General features: G+C 65.7%; 17 protein-coding genes. 8 read left to right on the top strand and 9 right to left on the bottom strand.

The features are described 5' to 3' along the window. The first annotated feature begins 106 nt into the window (after positions 1 to 106). A complete protein-coding gene (locus E9536_RS11205; protein ID WP_124536505.1) occupies positions 107 to 346 on the top strand; it encodes a hypothetical protein in 240 nt (79 codons plus the stop codon). Positions 347 to 818: 472 nt separating this feature from the next. On the opposite strand, the gene E9536_RS11200 is transcribed toward E9536_RS11205, so the two are convergent. Continuing rightward, positions 819 to 1,304: a YbaK/EbsC family protein gene (locus E9536_RS11200; RefSeq protein ID WP_136469858.1), complete on the bottom strand. Its 486-nt coding sequence runs from the start codon at positions 1,302 to 1,304 to the stop codon at positions 819 to 821. Between the two features lie 100 nt (positions 1,305 to 1,404). After that, on the bottom strand, positions 1,405 to 2,403 hold the full coding sequence (locus E9536_RS11195) for a cysteine synthase A (RefSeq protein ID WP_136469857.1): 999 nt from the start codon (positions 2,401 to 2,403) through the stop codon (positions 1,405 to 1,407). A gap of 138 nt (positions 2,404 to 2,541) precedes the next feature. Between E9536_RS11195 and E9536_RS11190 the strand changes: the two genes are divergently transcribed. Continuing rightward, entirely contained in the window at positions 2,542 to 3,030 is a 489-nt protein-coding gene (locus tag E9536_RS11190; protein ID WP_091923283.1) for an adenosine-specific kinase, read from the top strand. Between the two features lie 321 nt (positions 3,031 to 3,351). After that, positions 3,352 to 3,639: a YciI-like protein gene (locus tag E9536_RS11185; protein WP_021160928.1), complete on the top strand. Its 288-nt coding sequence runs from the start codon at positions 3,352 to 3,354 to the stop codon at positions 3,637 to 3,639. A 13-nt stretch (positions 3,640 to 3,652) separates the two neighbouring features. Here the strand turns inward: E9536_RS11185 and corA are convergent, their stop codons facing one another. Beyond that, on the bottom strand, positions 3,653 to 4,630 hold the full coding sequence (gene corA, locus E9536_RS11180; protein WP_027787325.1) for a magnesium/cobalt transporter CorA: 978 nt from the start codon (positions 4,628 to 4,630) through the stop codon (positions 3,653 to 3,655). Between the two features lie 155 nt (positions 4,631 to 4,785). Between corA and cydX the strand changes: the two genes are divergently transcribed. Together cydX and E9536_RS11170 are read left to right on the top strand one after the other, a co-directional pair. Next, positions 4,786 to 4,932, top strand: coding sequence for a cytochrome bd-I oxidase subunit CydX (gene cydX / locus E9536_RS11175; RefSeq protein WP_027787324.1), 147 nt, complete (start codon positions 4,786 to 4,788; stop codon positions 4,930 to 4,932). After that, positions 4,929 to 5,546: an ATP-binding protein gene (locus E9536_RS11170; protein WP_027787323.1), complete on the top strand. Its 618-nt coding sequence runs from the start codon at positions 4,929 to 4,931 to the stop codon at positions 5,544 to 5,546. The genes cydX and E9536_RS11170 overlap by 4 nt, the downstream gene beginning before the upstream one ends. Positions 5,547 to 5,640: 94 nt before the next feature. On the opposite strand, the gene E9536_RS11165 is transcribed toward E9536_RS11170, so the two are convergent. Next, on the bottom strand, positions 5,641 to 6,741 hold the full coding sequence (locus E9536_RS11165; RefSeq protein ID WP_011352168.1) for a saccharopine dehydrogenase C-terminal domain-containing protein: 1,101 nt from the start codon (positions 6,739 to 6,741) through the stop codon (positions 5,641 to 5,643). Between the two features lie 249 nt (positions 6,742 to 6,990). On the opposite strand from E9536_RS11165, the gene E9536_RS11160 reads away from it, so the two are divergent. Further along, positions 6,991 to 7,518 carry a hypothetical protein gene (locus tag E9536_RS11160; RefSeq protein ID WP_247873433.1) on the top strand — a complete coding sequence of 176 codons (528 nt, stop codon included), beginning with the start codon at positions 6,991 to 6,993 and terminating at the stop codon, positions 7,516 to 7,518. Here the strand turns inward: E9536_RS11160 and E9536_RS11155 are convergent. Then, positions 7,475 to 7,939: an Lrp/AsnC family transcriptional regulator gene (locus tag E9536_RS11155; protein ID WP_006481526.1), complete on the bottom strand. Its 465-nt coding sequence runs from the start codon at positions 7,937 to 7,939 to the stop codon at positions 7,475 to 7,477. The genes E9536_RS11160 and E9536_RS11155 overlap by 44 nt on opposite strands. Positions 7,940 to 8,194: 255 nt before the next feature. Here E9536_RS11155 and E9536_RS11150 point away from each other — a divergent pair, with 255 nt between their 5' ends. Together E9536_RS11150 and E9536_RS11145 are read left to right on the top strand one after the other, a co-directional pair. Further along, a complete protein-coding gene (locus E9536_RS11150) occupies positions 8,195 to 8,746 on the top strand; it encodes a Spy/CpxP family protein refolding chaperone (protein ID WP_059696675.1) in 552 nt (183 codons plus the stop codon). A gap of 133 nt (positions 8,747 to 8,879) precedes the next feature. Continuing rightward, positions 8,880 to 9,311, top strand: a complete 432-nt coding sequence (locus tag E9536_RS11145) for a PGDYG domain-containing protein (protein ID WP_136469856.1) — start codon at positions 8,880 to 8,882, stop codon at positions 9,309 to 9,311. A 33-nt stretch (positions 9,312 to 9,344) separates the two neighbouring features. On the opposite strand, the gene E9536_RS11140 is transcribed toward E9536_RS11145, so the two are convergent. From E9536_RS11140 to E9536_RS11125, 4 genes are all read right to left on the bottom strand, one after another. Further along, positions 9,345 to 9,707: a DUF3022 domain-containing protein gene (locus tag E9536_RS11140; protein ID WP_050015466.1), complete on the bottom strand. Its 363-nt coding sequence runs from the start codon at positions 9,705 to 9,707 to the stop codon at positions 9,345 to 9,347. 13 nt (positions 9,708 to 9,720) lie between these two features. Next, a complete protein-coding gene (locus E9536_RS11135; protein ID WP_060196308.1) occupies positions 9,721 to 10,509 on the bottom strand; it encodes a YhfC family glutamic-type intramembrane protease in 789 nt (262 codons plus the stop codon). A 54-nt stretch (positions 10,510 to 10,563) separates the two neighbouring features. Further along, positions 10,564 to 11,607 (bottom strand): LacI family DNA-binding transcriptional regulator, encoded by a 1,044-nt coding sequence (locus tag E9536_RS11130; protein ID WP_027787319.1) that lies wholly within the window; start codon positions 11,605 to 11,607, stop codon positions 10,564 to 10,566. Positions 11,608 to 12,032: 425 nt separating this feature from the next. Then, positions 12,033 to 12,998 (bottom strand): NAD(P)-dependent oxidoreductase, encoded by a 966-nt coding sequence (locus E9536_RS11125; protein ID WP_136469855.1) that lies wholly within the window; start codon positions 12,996 to 12,998, stop codon positions 12,033 to 12,035. Positions 12,999 to 13,002 lie beyond the last annotated feature (4 nt).

The raw sequence follows: 13,002 nt of genomic DNA, 5'->3' as shown, positions 1-13,002 counted from the left end.
CCAAGCGATTCGCCCAGTTTCGGATTGCTGCCGGCGGCGAAGCCAGGTCGGCATCGCCATCGCATCTACCCGAACATTTCATTTCAAATTCAATTTGCAATCCGAATTGAAAGAATTGCATTCGAATTCCAATACACTCTTTTTCAAGGAATCGTTCCGGCCGGCGCGGCCCGGTGTTGCACCGGAAAACCACGCGCCTGCACGTTCAGGCAATTGTCAGCTGAGCGGGCGGCGCCGCGCGTTTCGTATGACGATTCACCGTTCGTTACGCGGTGATGTCATTGGCGCCGTTCACTTGGGTGCAGAAGATAGCAAGGAAAAAATTTTGCCGTCAAACTTTATTTGATACCCGAATACAAAGTTTGGAGGGGGTATTCAAATAATATTCCGGTAAGCACAAATACAACTTTTATTATTAATTTGGTAATTTAATTGTATGGGTATATGCGAAAACGGATATTGATCCGCTTCAACATAAATATCGGCATATCTCCTGCACCGCACCAAAAAAGGGCGTTCGGAAAGTAACCTCGAGGATGCATCCCCCGCCTCGTCATCGCCCGCATGTCGACGGACATGCCGGCCGACCGCCTCGAACTGGCCGGGATCGTTTCCTCAAGGATGGCGCACCGGAGATGCCGAACCAGAGGTATCAGAACAGTTAATCTGGAATGCGACTTAAATTCATGATTGGTCGGCCGCCGTAAATACGCCGCCAAAAAATTCGGATGGCGAATTAACTATCCGACGGCCATCCCGCTGACAAGACCTGCAACCCTGTCACACTCGCACCGACAAATGCCCGTGCACCGCAAGCGTCAGGACTGCATGCCCTGCATCTTGTGCGAGAAATGCGCACGCTCGGCCGCCTCCATCAGCGTCAGGAATTCATCCTGCATCATGTGGATCAGCGCTTCGTGGTCGCCGGCCTCGAAATAGACTTCCGGCTGCTGTGCGAGACGTTCCTCGAGAAACGTCTTCATGCCGTACGCCATGCAGACCGGCGGCAGTGCACCCATGTCGCAATCCTTGAACAGCTCGCGCAGTTCGACCTCCCGGGCGAGCACGAGATGGCGTCCCGTCTTCACCCAGAGATCCGACAGGCGCACGGCGTGCGTGGTCGGCAATACGGCTGCGACGTAGCCTTCGTCGTCTTCGAGGAGCACGGTTTTCGCGAGGCGATCGCCGGGGATATGCGCGGCGGCGGCCGTCTCCATGCTCGTATGGCTATAGGGGTGGTACACCACTTCGTACCGCGATGACTTCTGGCGCAGGCAATCCTGCAGGGTGGCTGATACTGGCATGGCACACCTCGTCTGGGCGAATCGGGCGAACGGCGTTCGCTCCGGATTTGTTCAGCATAGGTCGCATTCGAGCCAATGGAAACGCCGCCTCACCCCTTCCTCATTCGGGTGCCCGTTCTGGTTCCAACCCCGATTCCAGCCCCTTTTCGCGCAGCCATTCGCGGTTGAAGAGCCGCGCACGATAGATGTCGCCGCGATCGCACAGCAAAGTCACGATCGTATGCCCCGGGCCCATCCTGCGGGCCAGCCAGACCGCCGCCGCGACGTTGATTCCGCTCGATCCGCCGACGTACAGCCCTTCTTCGCGCAGCAGCCGGTAGACCATCGTCACGCACTGCGAATCGTCGATCCTCACGGCGTCGTCGATCGGTGCGCCGGCCAGATTCGCGGTGACGCGCGTCGAGCCGATGCCTTCGGTGATCGAGCTGCCTTCGGCACCGAGGTCGCCCGTTTTCACGTAACCGTAGAGCCCGCTTCCGTGCGGATCGGCCAGCACGATCCGGACCTCAGGATTCTGCTCCTTCAGGTAGCGGCTCACGCCCGCCAGCGTGCCGCCCGTGCCGGTTGCGCAGACGAACGCATCGACCGTGCCCGCCGTATCGCGCCAGATTTCCGGTCCGGTCGTCTCGTAGTGCGCCTGCAGGTTGACGACGTTGTCGAACTGGTTGGCCCATACCGCGTTGTCGAGTTCGTCCGCGAGCCGCCCGGCAATCTTCTGATAGTTGTTCGGGTCGCGATACGGCGCCGCCGGCACCGGGCGCACGTCGGCGCCGAGCGTGCGCAGGATCGCCATCTTGTCCGGCGATTGCGTGTCGGGAATCACGATCACGCAGCGATAACCGCGCGCCGCGCAGATATGCGCAAGACCGATGCCCGTGTTGCCCGCCGTGCCCTCGACGACGGTGCCGCCCGGCTTCAGCGCGCCGCGCTGCTCGGCGTCGCGGATGATGTAGAGCGCCGCGCGATCCTTCACCGAACCGCCCGGATTCATGAATTCCGCCTTGCCCAGGATTTCGCAGCCCGTTTCCGCGCTGAGCTTCGCCAGCCGGATCAACGGCGTGCGTCCCACGCAGTCGACGAAGCCGTGTCGCACGTCCATGTTGCCCTCCGTTGCATTCGCGCTCGCGCGTCCTACACAACCAAGGATAGGACGCGTCGCTTTCAACGCCAGCCGCCGCGTACTAAGCTTGGAGAGCCCATTGCGGCGCGCGCGCCGCATCGCCAGACGAGGTCCGCCATGCTGCAATTCGAAACCGTCACCATCGACAAACCCGAGGCCGTGAACTTCATCCTCGGCCAGTCGCATTTCATCAAGTCCGTCGAGGACATCCACGAGACGCTGGTCGGCACCGTGCCGGGCATCCGTTTCGGGCTCGCGTTCTGCGAGGCATCGGGCAAGCGTCTCGTGCGCCGCTCCGGCACCGATGCGGAACTCGTCGAGCTCGCGTGCCGCAACGCCCTTGCGATCGGCGCCGGTCACGCGTTCATCGTGTTCCTCGGCGACGGTTTCTATCCGGTCAACGTGCTCAATGCGATCAAGGCGGTGCCGGAGGTCTGCCGGATCTACTGCGCGACCGCGAACCCGACCGACGTGATCGTCGCGGAAAGCGCGCAGGGGCGCGGGATCGCAGGTGTCGTCGACGGCTTTCCGCCGCTCGGCGTCGAAAACGACGACGACGTGCGCTGGCGCAAGGATCTGCTGCGCACGATCGGATACAAGGCGTAGGCGCGGGCCGCCGGTGCGGCCGCGGCGCATACATCGAGCTTCCGCCAGGGCCTGCCCTGCAGACGTGACCGCATCGTCGATGCGAACCGCGTCTCCCGGCCCTGCGAAACAAGAAGAAAAAGCGGTGGGATCAAAGGCGCGACCGCGGTCAGGATTTCAGGTCGCTGAGTTGGCTGACCGTTAGTTGCAATCTCGAGAACAGGATTACGCTCCCGGTGGCGACGCGCCGGCCACCCGGCTGTCCTATACTGGCCGCAACAGACCGACCGGCAGCCGAGCCGACACGACGACCGCGCCGCCGCCCCCTTCCCGGAGCCACGCATGCATTACCAGCTGATCTACGAACTCGTCGACGATTACCTGTCGCGGCGCGAACCGTTCCGCGCCGAACATCTCGCGCTGGCACAGGCCGCGACCGAGCGCGGCGAACTCGTGCTCGCCGGCGCGCTGTCGGACCCGGCCGACCAGGCCGTGCTCGTGTTCGAAGGCGATTCGCCGGAGGCGGCCGAGTCGTTCGCGCGCGCCGATCCGTATGTGCAGAACGGCCTCGTGAAATCGTGGCGTGTGCGTCCGTGGCGCGTCGTGATCGGCAAGCACGCGCCGCGCTAGCCGCGACGCAGGACTACAGCCACCCTGCCCGCTTGAAGCGCCACCACAGCGCGAAGTCGGCGACGACCATCACCGCGATACAGCCGTAGAAACCGTATTTCAGGTGCAACTCGGGCATGTTCGCGAAGTTCATCCCGTAGATGCCGGCGATCATCGTCGGTATCGCGAACAGCGCGGCGAACGAACCGAGCCGCTTCGTCACTTCGTTCTCGGCCAGCGAAATCATCCCGAGGTTGACCTGGATCGCCGTGACGACCATCTCGCGGCGCCCTTCGATCGTCTTCACGATCCTCTGCAAATGGTCGTACACGTCGCGGAAATAAGCCGCCATCCCGCTGCAGACCTGCGGCACGCGTCCGCCGGTGAGTTTCGCGAGCGGTTCGATCAGCGGCGCCGTGTGCTGGTACAGCGTCACGAGCCGGCGCTTCAGCGAATAGAGATCCTCGATGATCGCGCGCGACGACGCGGGCGTGGCCTTCGCGAAGATCCGATCCTCGAGTTCCTCGAGTTCGGTGCCGAGCGTTTCGAGGATCGGGAAATAGCGGTCGACGACCTGGTCCATCAGCGCGTAGAACACGAACGCCGAGCCTTCCCGCAGCAGATGCGGCTCGTGCTCGCAGCGCTTGCGCACGTCGCGGAAATCCTGCTCGGTGTGATTGCGGATCGACAGCACGTAGTTCGGGCCGACGAACACGTTCAGCTCGCCCACCTTGAATTCGCCGTCGTCATCGAGCTCGACCGTATGCAGCACCGCGAACAGCGAATCGCCGTACTCCTCGATCTTCGGCCGCTGGTGCCCCTTGCGGGCATCCTCGAGTGCGAGCTCGTGCAGCCCGAACTCCTCGCCCATCAGGTCGATTTCCTCGGGTGTCGGATCCTTCAGCGCGACCCACACGAAGCATTCGGGCTTCGACACGTAGTCGCTGATGGCGTCGATATCGATGTCGGCCAGCTTGCGGCCGTCCTGGTATGCAGCACAGTTGATCAGCATGGTGTCTCTGATGTTGCGGTTTGCGCATCAGTTTACCGGTTTGCTGCGCGGGCGGCCCGGCTTGCGCGGCACGACGATATTGGTCATGATCGGGCTGCGTGCGCCGCAGCACGCGCACCAGGACACTGCGGCCCAACCGTCAAGGAGACAGACCCATGTGGTATTTCTCGTGGATTCTCGGCATCGGCGTGGCGCTCGGCTTCGGCATCATCAACGCGATGTGGCTGGAAGCGGAAGTGTTCTCGCGCGGCGACAAGCGCAACGGTGCACCGAGCCCGCAGCCGGGAGGCAAGGCTTCGTGACGCACCTGGTGTTCTTCTGCGGTCACGCCGGCACCGGCAAGACCACGCTCGCGAAGCGGCTCATCGGGCCGCTGATGCGCGCGACCGGCGAGGCCTTCTGCCTGCTCGACAAGGACACGCTGTACGGCCGTTACAGCTCGGCCGCAATGGGTGCGCTCACCGAGGATCCGAACGACCGCGACAGCCCGCTCTACCTGAAGCACCTGCGCGATCCCGAATACCAGGGCCTGCTCGACACGGCCCGTGAAAACCTCGCGCTGGGCATCGGCGCGCTCGTCGTCGGCCCGCTGTCGCGCGAAGTGCGCGATCGCCGCATTCTCGACCGCGCATGGCTCGGCATCTCCCCCGACGTCACGCTGACGGTCGTCTGGGTCTACACGTCGGAAGACGTCGCGCACCAGCGGATCGTCGCACGCGGCAACCCGAACGATGCCTACAAGCTCGCGCACTGGGACGAATACCGGCAGCGCCGCTTCGTGCCGACCGGCCACGAATGCGACGGCATCGTGATGTTCGACAACACCGCGCCATCCGACGCCGACATCGATACGCTGCTGTACCGCATCGCGCCGCCTCCACCTGCGGCGACGATCGTCCCGCCGCTGCCGGCCTGATCGCCCCTCCTGTTCGTTCCCGCAAAAAACAACGCCGGAAGCGCTGCTGCGCTCCCGGCGTCGTACGGCCCTCGTGCCGGAGGCTGGCGGACGGTCAGGCCACCGCGTGCACGCGCTCCATCGTGCCGCCTTCGTACAGCTTGCCGAAGCGGTTCGACAGGAACGCCTTCAGCGACACCTTTTCCTGCGGGATGAAACCGCTTTGCGGCAGCTTCTTCTCGCGGAACAGATCCAGCACCGCGCACATCGCGCCGGCCGTCGTGATCTGGATCGCGCTCATGTGCATCCCGCACACGTCCTTCGCGAAGATCTTGCGCGTGAACACGTCCTGCACCAGCTGGCCGTCCTTCACGCCCGTCACGGTGATGAACACGAGCACGACGTCCTGCTTCGTCGACGGCACCGCGCGGCGCATGATCGACTTCAGCGTGTCGCGATCGGTCGACAGGCGCAGGTCCTCGAGCAGGAACTGCACGAGATCGCGGTGGCCCGGGTAGCGCACCGACTTGTAGTCGAGCGTCTCGACCTTGCCCGACAGCGTCTCGCACAGCGTGCCGAGGCCGCCCGACGTGTTGAACGCTTCGTATTCGGTACCGTCGAGCGAGAAGTGCTCGAGGCCTTCGAGCGGCTGCACCCACTGCTTGCGGCCGTCGCGGATCGCTTCGCACGGCTGGCAGTATTCGTTGATCAGGCCGTCGACGCTCCACGTCAGGTTGTACTTCAGCGCGTTGGTCGGATACTCGGGCAACGCGCCGACGCGCATCTTCACGTCGCGCACTTCGCTGAAGCCGTTCACCAGTTCATGCGCGGCGAGACCGATGAAGCCCGGGGCGAGGCCGCACTGCGGCATGAACGCACGGTCGGAGCCTTCGGCCAGCTCGCGGATCGCGTGGGTCGCGCGCACGTCTTCGGTCAGGTCGAAGTAGTGGACGCCGGCTGCCTTCGCGGCGGCGGCAACGTTGACCGCGAGGTAATAAGGCAGCGCATTGACGAGCGCATCGAAACCCTTCACTGCTTCGCGAATCGCGTTTGCGTCGGCCGAATCGACCCGTTGCGTCGCGATGCCTTCGCGCGACAGCTTCGCGAGCGCATCCGCATCGCGGTCGAACGCGACGACTTCGTAGTCGCCCGTTTCACGCAGCATGTGAGCAATGGTGTGGCCGATCAGACCTGCGCCGACGATGGCGATTTTCATGCGCTTATCTCCTGATGATGGGTGTGATGTAGTGGACGGCGTCGAGCCATGAACACAGTTTAGGGACGCGCAAAATCAGTTCCAAGACGAAGAATGATGCGAAACGACCGATAATTTCGACGTTACGACGACACATTTCGTCGAAACGTCGAAACGAGGTTTTTTCACCCGTTACTGGCCTGCCGTGACTGGCCAAAGTCTCGCGAGCCGGACTGCATGCCGACTACACGATTGCCGAGGTGGCATCGCATGCAATCCCTGCCCGCCGAACGCACGCCGCACTGGCTGACCAAGGTGCCCGACGTCGCGCTGTCGCTCCGGATCGTCAAGATCATGTCGACCACGGTCGGCGAAACCGGCGCGGACTATCTCGCGGTCAACGTGGGGCCCGGCCGGATCGTCACGCGCATCGCGATGGCGTCGCGGCTCGCGATGGCGTTGTGGATGCAGTTGCGTACGCACTGCGAGGTGCCGCGGATCTGCCAGCCAACGGTGGTGCTGGTCAACGTCGTCGGTACGCGGATCGCCGACCTGCTCATCGTCGAAGTGAACGTCAGCCTCCACGCGAGCGCGACGATCAACGCGGCGCGCTCGCGGCGATCTTCATCGTGCGACATCGCATTGAACCCACGCTGTCGATCGACACAATCGTCACGCCGCGATGCGAGCGGCTCTATGTCGGGCCGATACGGCAGCGCAACAAGCGCGGTGCAACGAACACCGCGCCTGAACGTCAGCCGCCGATCGTCCCGCGATCGATCTTGCGCGACAGGATGATCGACGTCGTCGTGCGCTCGACGCCTTCGAGCGTGCCGATCTGGTCGAGCAGGTCGTTGAGCCGTTCGGGCGAATCGGCGCGCAGCCATGCGACGTAGTCGTACTCGCCGCTCACCGCGCACAGCAGCTGCACTTCGGGCATCCGGTCGAGTTTGCGCAACACGTCCTTGCCGAACTTCGGCGTGAGGATGATGCCGACATACGCGTAAATGCTCGCGTCGAGCACGTCCTGCCCGAGCCGGACGCTGTAGCCGGCGATCACGTTGGTACGTTCGAGCCGCGCGATGCGTGCGACGACCGTCGTGCGCGCGACGTCGAGCTGGCGCGCGAGATCCGCGACGCTGGCCCGCGCATCGGCCTGCAGCAGCGCGACGAGTTGCCGGTCGAGATCGTCGAGTTGGTCGAGGCGGGGTGGACGCATGAGGCTGGGCCGGGGCACGACGTGCCGGCAAAGTGGAAGGTGACGCGATGATAGCGCCGAACGCCGGCCTGCCCAAACCGCATCGCCCGGAACCGATTCGAACCTTTCAATTTCGATTCGTATCGGATGTAAGCAAGTGTCGCATTCACTGCTGCGCCGCACTCAACGTGCTACTAATAGCTGGCGATGCGAGATGCGCGCTTGCGGCAATTGCCGCCGCGCCCGCTCGCCAGACACCACCCCGGAGAGCCAACCATGAAGAAAATCTCGCTCACCCTCGCTACGCTCGCCGTTGCAGCCAGCGCGTTCGCGCAAACCCCGGCGCAGCCGCAAGCGCCCGCTCAGGCCACGACAACTGCAGCCGCGGCTTCGGCCCCGACCGCCGAGCAGCGCGAGGCGCGCCATGAAGCCCGCGTCGAGCAGCGCATCAAGTACCTGCACGACCAGCTGAAGATCACGTCGGCGCAGGAGCCGCAGTGGAAGACGTTCGCCGACACGATGCGCGGCAACGGCGACACGATGGGCCGCCTCTATCGTGAACGGATGGCCAGGCACGACGTCTCCGCACTCGACGACATGAAGCAGTATGCGGAACTGTCGCAGGCGAACGCGGACGGCGCGAAGAAGCTCGCCGACGCCTTCGCACCGCTCTACGAGAGTTTCCCGGCCGACCAGAAGGCACTGGCCGACACGACGTTCCGCAGCTGGCTGCACCACGGCGGCGAGCATCGTGGCAAGGGCAAGACAAAGGGCAAGGAAGGCAAGGCGGCAGCCGCGCCGGCTGCCAGCGCACCCGCGCAGCCCTGACGCCCGCCCTGCCGGCTCCGCCGGCACCGCACACGGCCCGTCCGGGCCGAACGGCACCGCTACAGGCGACCGGCGCGTCACACGGCGCGCCGGATTCGGGATAAGCTCCCGGCTTTTCCCGCACTTCCCCGCCATGCTCGAACTCAAGCACATCGACCTGCGTACCGATCCGCAGGCCCGTCGCGTCGTCAAGGACGAAACCGTCGCCGTTTCCTTCGCGGACGCCGACGGCGAACTGATGAGCCTCGAAGGCCCGAACCGCTATGTGGCGGGCGACGCGCTGATCACGGGCTCGACCGGCGACCGCTGGGTCGTGTCGCGCGCGCGCTTCGACGCCAAATACCTGCCCGCCGATCCGGCACTCGCACACGGCGCACCGGGCGCCTACCGGAACCGGCCGGCCGTCCTGCTCGCCCGCCGGATGGACGAGCCGTTCACGATCGCCCGCTCGGAAAACGGCGACACGCTGCGCGGCGTCGCCGGCGACTGGGTGATGCAATACGCGCCCGGCGACTACGGTGTCGTGCAGGCGCAGCGCTTCGCGCAGGTCTACCGCGACGCGTGACGCGGCGTGCCGGCATCGCGCCGGCGCGAACGATCACGCAAAGTCTTCGTCGAGTTCGAGTTCGGCGTCGCGCTCGACGGCCTCGCCGGCCGCGTGGCGCTCCTCGAGCGACCCGAGCATCGCTTCCGTATACGCATGCAGCACCGCATGGCTGCGCGCGCGCTGCATCGGCTTGAGCGCCAGATAGCGCGCGAGTGCCGCCGGCACGATGCGGATATCGAGCGTCATCCGCTTCGGCGTCGCGCCGAAACGCATCGCGAGCCAGTGCACGGACAGGAACCGCCCGCGCGCGTCGCTGCTTTCGGCGAACCGCGTCTGCTCCGGAAAGAGATCGCAGATCACGCGTGCGAGCGCGTCGAATTCCGCGCTCTGGCATTCGATCAGATAGTCGTCCATCCCGTCTCTCCCGTCAGGCTGCCGATTGCGGCGGCCGGCACGCCTTCACCAGCACGACGACCAGAAGCGCGGCCAGCACGAAATACGCGGCCTCGACCCAGCCGGCCGGCAGCACACGCACCTGGTACAGCAGCGCCGGCGCGGCTGCCAGCGCATGCAGCACGATCGCGAGCGGCAACACGCCCGCGCGGCCGGCGCGCACGCCGCGCCAGACCAGCACCGACAGCGCAAGCTGCAGCACGAACGCCGCGCAGCGCTCGAGCAGCAACAGCAGGATCGACTGTGCCGACAGCGTCGCGAGCATCACGTGCAGCCGCACGACGGTATCGCCCGGCAGGTCGGCGAGCTGGGTCTCGAGCTGGCCGCGGCTCGCGAGCCACGCGAGATACGACCACTGGCCCCACACGAGTACGCCGACGAACCACGCTTCGGCGCCGCCGTGGCCGATCCCGTAGCCGATTCCACGGCTGTCGCCGGCCGACGCGCCGTAGCGGCGGTTCAGGAAACGCATCCCGAGATAACGACCGACTTCCTCGAACACGGCGGTCGCAAGCGCGCTGTACGCGACGAACGCGAGCGGCTGCGTGAGCCAGCCGTCGGGCGGCGTCTGGCTCAGCACGAGCCCGTGGAATGCGCGTTCGAGGATCATCGCGAACAGCGTGAAGACGGCCACGCCGACGATCGTGTCGCGGCGGTTCAGCGCAAGCGGCTTGCGCAGGATACGGAAGAGGACGAGCGGCAGGAGCGCGATGATCAGCGTGGCGGCGATCAGCACCGCCAGCGTGACGGGGGCGACAGTCATGTATTTCCTTGTTCGGGGCAGCGCACCTGACGCGCTGCGTGCCCCGAATGATACTCAGCTTGCGGTCGACGCGCGCACAACCAGCTCGCCGGGCAACAGCGAGACGCGTACGTCGCCCGCTGCGCCGTCGATCCGCTCGTGCACGAATTCGACGGCCTTGTAGCCGATTTCGTAGGTCGGCTGCCGGATCGTCGTGATACCGATCAGCTCGGCCCATTCCGGATCGTCGATCGACAGCAGCGCCGCCTTCTGCTGCCATGCGGCGCCGAAACGCGCGCGCAGGTGGCGCGCGATCGCGAGCGCGACCGGCGCGTTCGCGGCGAACAGCGCCGCGCGCACGCCGCGCCGTGCCGCGTCGTCGATGCGGGCATCGATGTCGGCGAACGCCGCCGCGGTCGCATCGGGCTCGTTCAGGTCGAGCACGACCGTCGACGGCACCGTCAGCCCGCGCGCGCCGAGTGCCGCGCGGAATGCGGCCTCGCGCAGGCGCCGCGAGCTGACGCGCTCGAACGGCTGCACGACGAAATGGATTGCGTCGAAACCGTGTTCGATCAGGTGCGCGAGTGCCGTCTCGATCGCGTCGGCGTTGTCGAGGCCGATCAGGTCGGCCTCGAAGCCCTCGACGGTCCGGTCGACGAGCACGGCCGGGATGCCGGCCCCGCGCAGCGGGCGCAGCACGTCCTCATCGGCGCCGAGCGCGTTGACGATCAGCCCTTCGACGCGGTAGGTCGTGAGCAGCTGCAGGAAGCGGCGCTCCATCTCGACTTCGTTCGCCGCGTGACAGATCAGCGGCATGTAGCCGAGCGCCTGGCAGGCAGCCTCGACGCCCTGCAGCACTTCGACGGTATAGGGATTGGTCAGGTCGGCAGCGAGCATGCCGAGCAGCCGGTTGCGGCCGCGCTTGAGCCCGCGCGCCATCTGGTTCGGCCGGTAGTTGAGCCGCGCGATTGCCGCTTCGATCCGCTGGCGCAGATCGGTGGACAGCACGTGCGTCTCGCCGTTCAGGTAGCGCGACACGCTGGTTTTGCCGGTGCCGGCTTCGCGCGCGACATCGCTGATCGTCGCCGGACGCGTTGTGGTTGGTTGCGAATCGGTCACTGTCGTGCCTCGCGACGTTCGATCCGCGCCGCGTCGTGAGCAGACGGATCTTTGTTGTTGGAAACGTAAGCCACCCGGTGGAATCTCCTGTCGATCCGCGTTAGCGCTTCAGCGCTTACGCGGATCCCATGCTTCGCGGTCGATCAGCGTCCGCCCTTCACCGCTTGCGCGGATCCCATGCTTCGCAGTCGATCGGCGCCGGCGCGTCGGCACCCGCCCCGGTCACGTGCACAAGCAGTCGGCCGCACCGGACCTGGCGCGGATACCCGTCGCGAGACGCCGCCGGCAGCGCTGCCGTGCCGTCGATACGACGCGCGGGGATCATAACGCAGCCAGCCCTCCGGCACCAAGACCATCGACTCTAACGAAGCCGCCCGGCCGCCGGGCGGGCACCTGCTCGCGGTCGGCCCGTTACCCGCCGCGGCTCAGGCGCGTGCGAGCGCATCCGGATTGACGAGATTCGTGCGCAGCGTGCCGGCCAGCGCGCCGACCAGGTTTTCCGCGGCGCAGCGCGCCATCGCGTGGCGCGTCTCGTGCGTCGCCGAGCCGATATGCGGCAGCGCGACGACATTCTTCATCTGCAGCAGCGGCGAATCCGCGGCCAGCGGTTCCTTCTCGAACACGTCGAGCCCCGCGCCGCGGATCGTACCCGCGCGCAGCGCATCGATCAGCGCGGCTTCGTCGACCACCGGCCCGCGCGATGCATTGATCAGGATCGCGCCGCGTTTCATCTTCGCGAATTCGGCCGCGCCGATCAGGTGGTGCGTTTCGGGCGACAGCGGCACTTGCAGGCACACGAAATCCGCTTGCGCGAGCAGTTCGTTGAGCGTCACGCGCCGTGCGCCGTACTGCGTTTCGGCTTCCGCATGCGCGGACCGGTTCGCGTACAGCACCTGCATCCGGAAGCCGAGCGCCGCGCGGCGCGCGACCGCGCCGCCGATCCGCCCGAGCCCGACGATGCCGAGCGTCTTGCCCTGCACGTCGGTGCCGTACAGGTCGGGGCCGATGCTGCGATGCCAGTGGCCTGCCTTCACCCACTCGGCCAGCTCGACCACGCGTCGCGCGGACGCGAGGATCAGCGAGAACACCGTATCGGCGGTCGATTCGGTCAGCACGTCCGGCGTATGCGCGAGCACGATCCCGCGCCGCGTGAGATCCGCGACGTCGAAGTTGTCGTAGCCGACCGAAATCGTCGACCACGCCTTCAGCCGCGGTGCGCGGTCGAGCATGTCCGGCGTGACCTTCAGGCTCGCGCCGATCGCGCCGTCCGCGTCGCCGAGCGCATCGGCGAGGGCTGCGGCGCCGTCGGCCTGCACGACGTCCGCATGCTCGCGCAGGTATGCGAGGACGTCATCGGGCAGCGGCTTGTACGCGACGATACGGGGCTTCATCTGA

The sequence above is a fragment of the Burkholderia sp. LS-044 genome (genome assembly GCF_004803625.1).
In the GTDB taxonomy this organism is placed as follows: Bacteria; Pseudomonadota; Gammaproteobacteria; order Burkholderiales; family Burkholderiaceae; genus Burkholderia; species Burkholderia cepacia.
The sequence above is the reverse complement of the archived record's forward strand: the minus strand, read 5'-3'. Positions and strand labels throughout refer to the sequence as shown.

Coding starts and splice junctions, on each gene's coding strand:
- E9536_RS11200 (WP_136469858.1), bottom strand. CDS start 1,304: ATGCCAGTATCAGCCACCCTGCAGGATTGCCTGCGCCAGAAGTCATCG.
- E9536_RS11195 (WP_136469857.1), bottom strand. CDS start 2,403: ATGGACGTGCGACACGGCTTCGTCGACTGCGTGGGACGCACGCCGTTG.
- E9536_RS11190 (WP_091923283.1), top strand. CDS start 2,542: ATGCTGCAATTCGAAACCGTCACCATCGACAAACCCGAGGCCGTGAAC.
- E9536_RS11185 (WP_021160928.1), top strand. CDS start 3,352: ATGCATTACCAGCTGATCTACGAACTCGTCGACGATTACCTGTCGCGG.
- corA (WP_027787325.1), bottom strand. CDS start 4,630: ATGCTGATCAACTGTGCTGCATACCAGGACGGCCGCAAGCTGGCCGAC.
- cydX (WP_027787324.1), top strand. CDS start 4,786: ATGTGGTATTTCTCGTGGATTCTCGGCATCGGCGTGGCGCTCGGCTTC.
- E9536_RS11165 (WP_011352168.1), bottom strand. CDS start 6,741: ATGAAAATCGCCATCGTCGGCGCAGGTCTGATCGGCCACACCATTGCT.
- E9536_RS11160 (WP_247873433.1), top strand. CDS start 6,991: ATGCAATCCCTGCCCGCCGAACGCACGCCGCACTGGCTGACCAAGGTG.
- E9536_RS11155 (WP_006481526.1), bottom strand. CDS start 7,939: ATGCGTCCACCCCGCCTCGACCAACTCGACGATCTCGACCGGCAACTC.
- E9536_RS11150 (WP_059696675.1), top strand. CDS start 8,195: ATGAAGAAAATCTCGCTCACCCTCGCTACGCTCGCCGTTGCAGCCAGC.
- E9536_RS11145 (WP_136469856.1), top strand. CDS start 8,880: ATGCTCGAACTCAAGCACATCGACCTGCGTACCGATCCGCAGGCCCGT.
- E9536_RS11140 (WP_050015466.1), bottom strand. CDS start 9,707: ATGGACGACTATCTGATCGAATGCCAGAGCGCGGAATTCGACGCGCTC.
- E9536_RS11135 (WP_060196308.1), bottom strand. CDS start 10,509: ATGACTGTCGCCCCCGTCACGCTGGCGGTGCTGATCGCCGCCACGCTG.
- E9536_RS11125 (WP_136469855.1), bottom strand. CDS start 12,998: ATGAAGCCCCGTATCGTCGCGTACAAGCCGCTGCCCGATGACGTCCTC.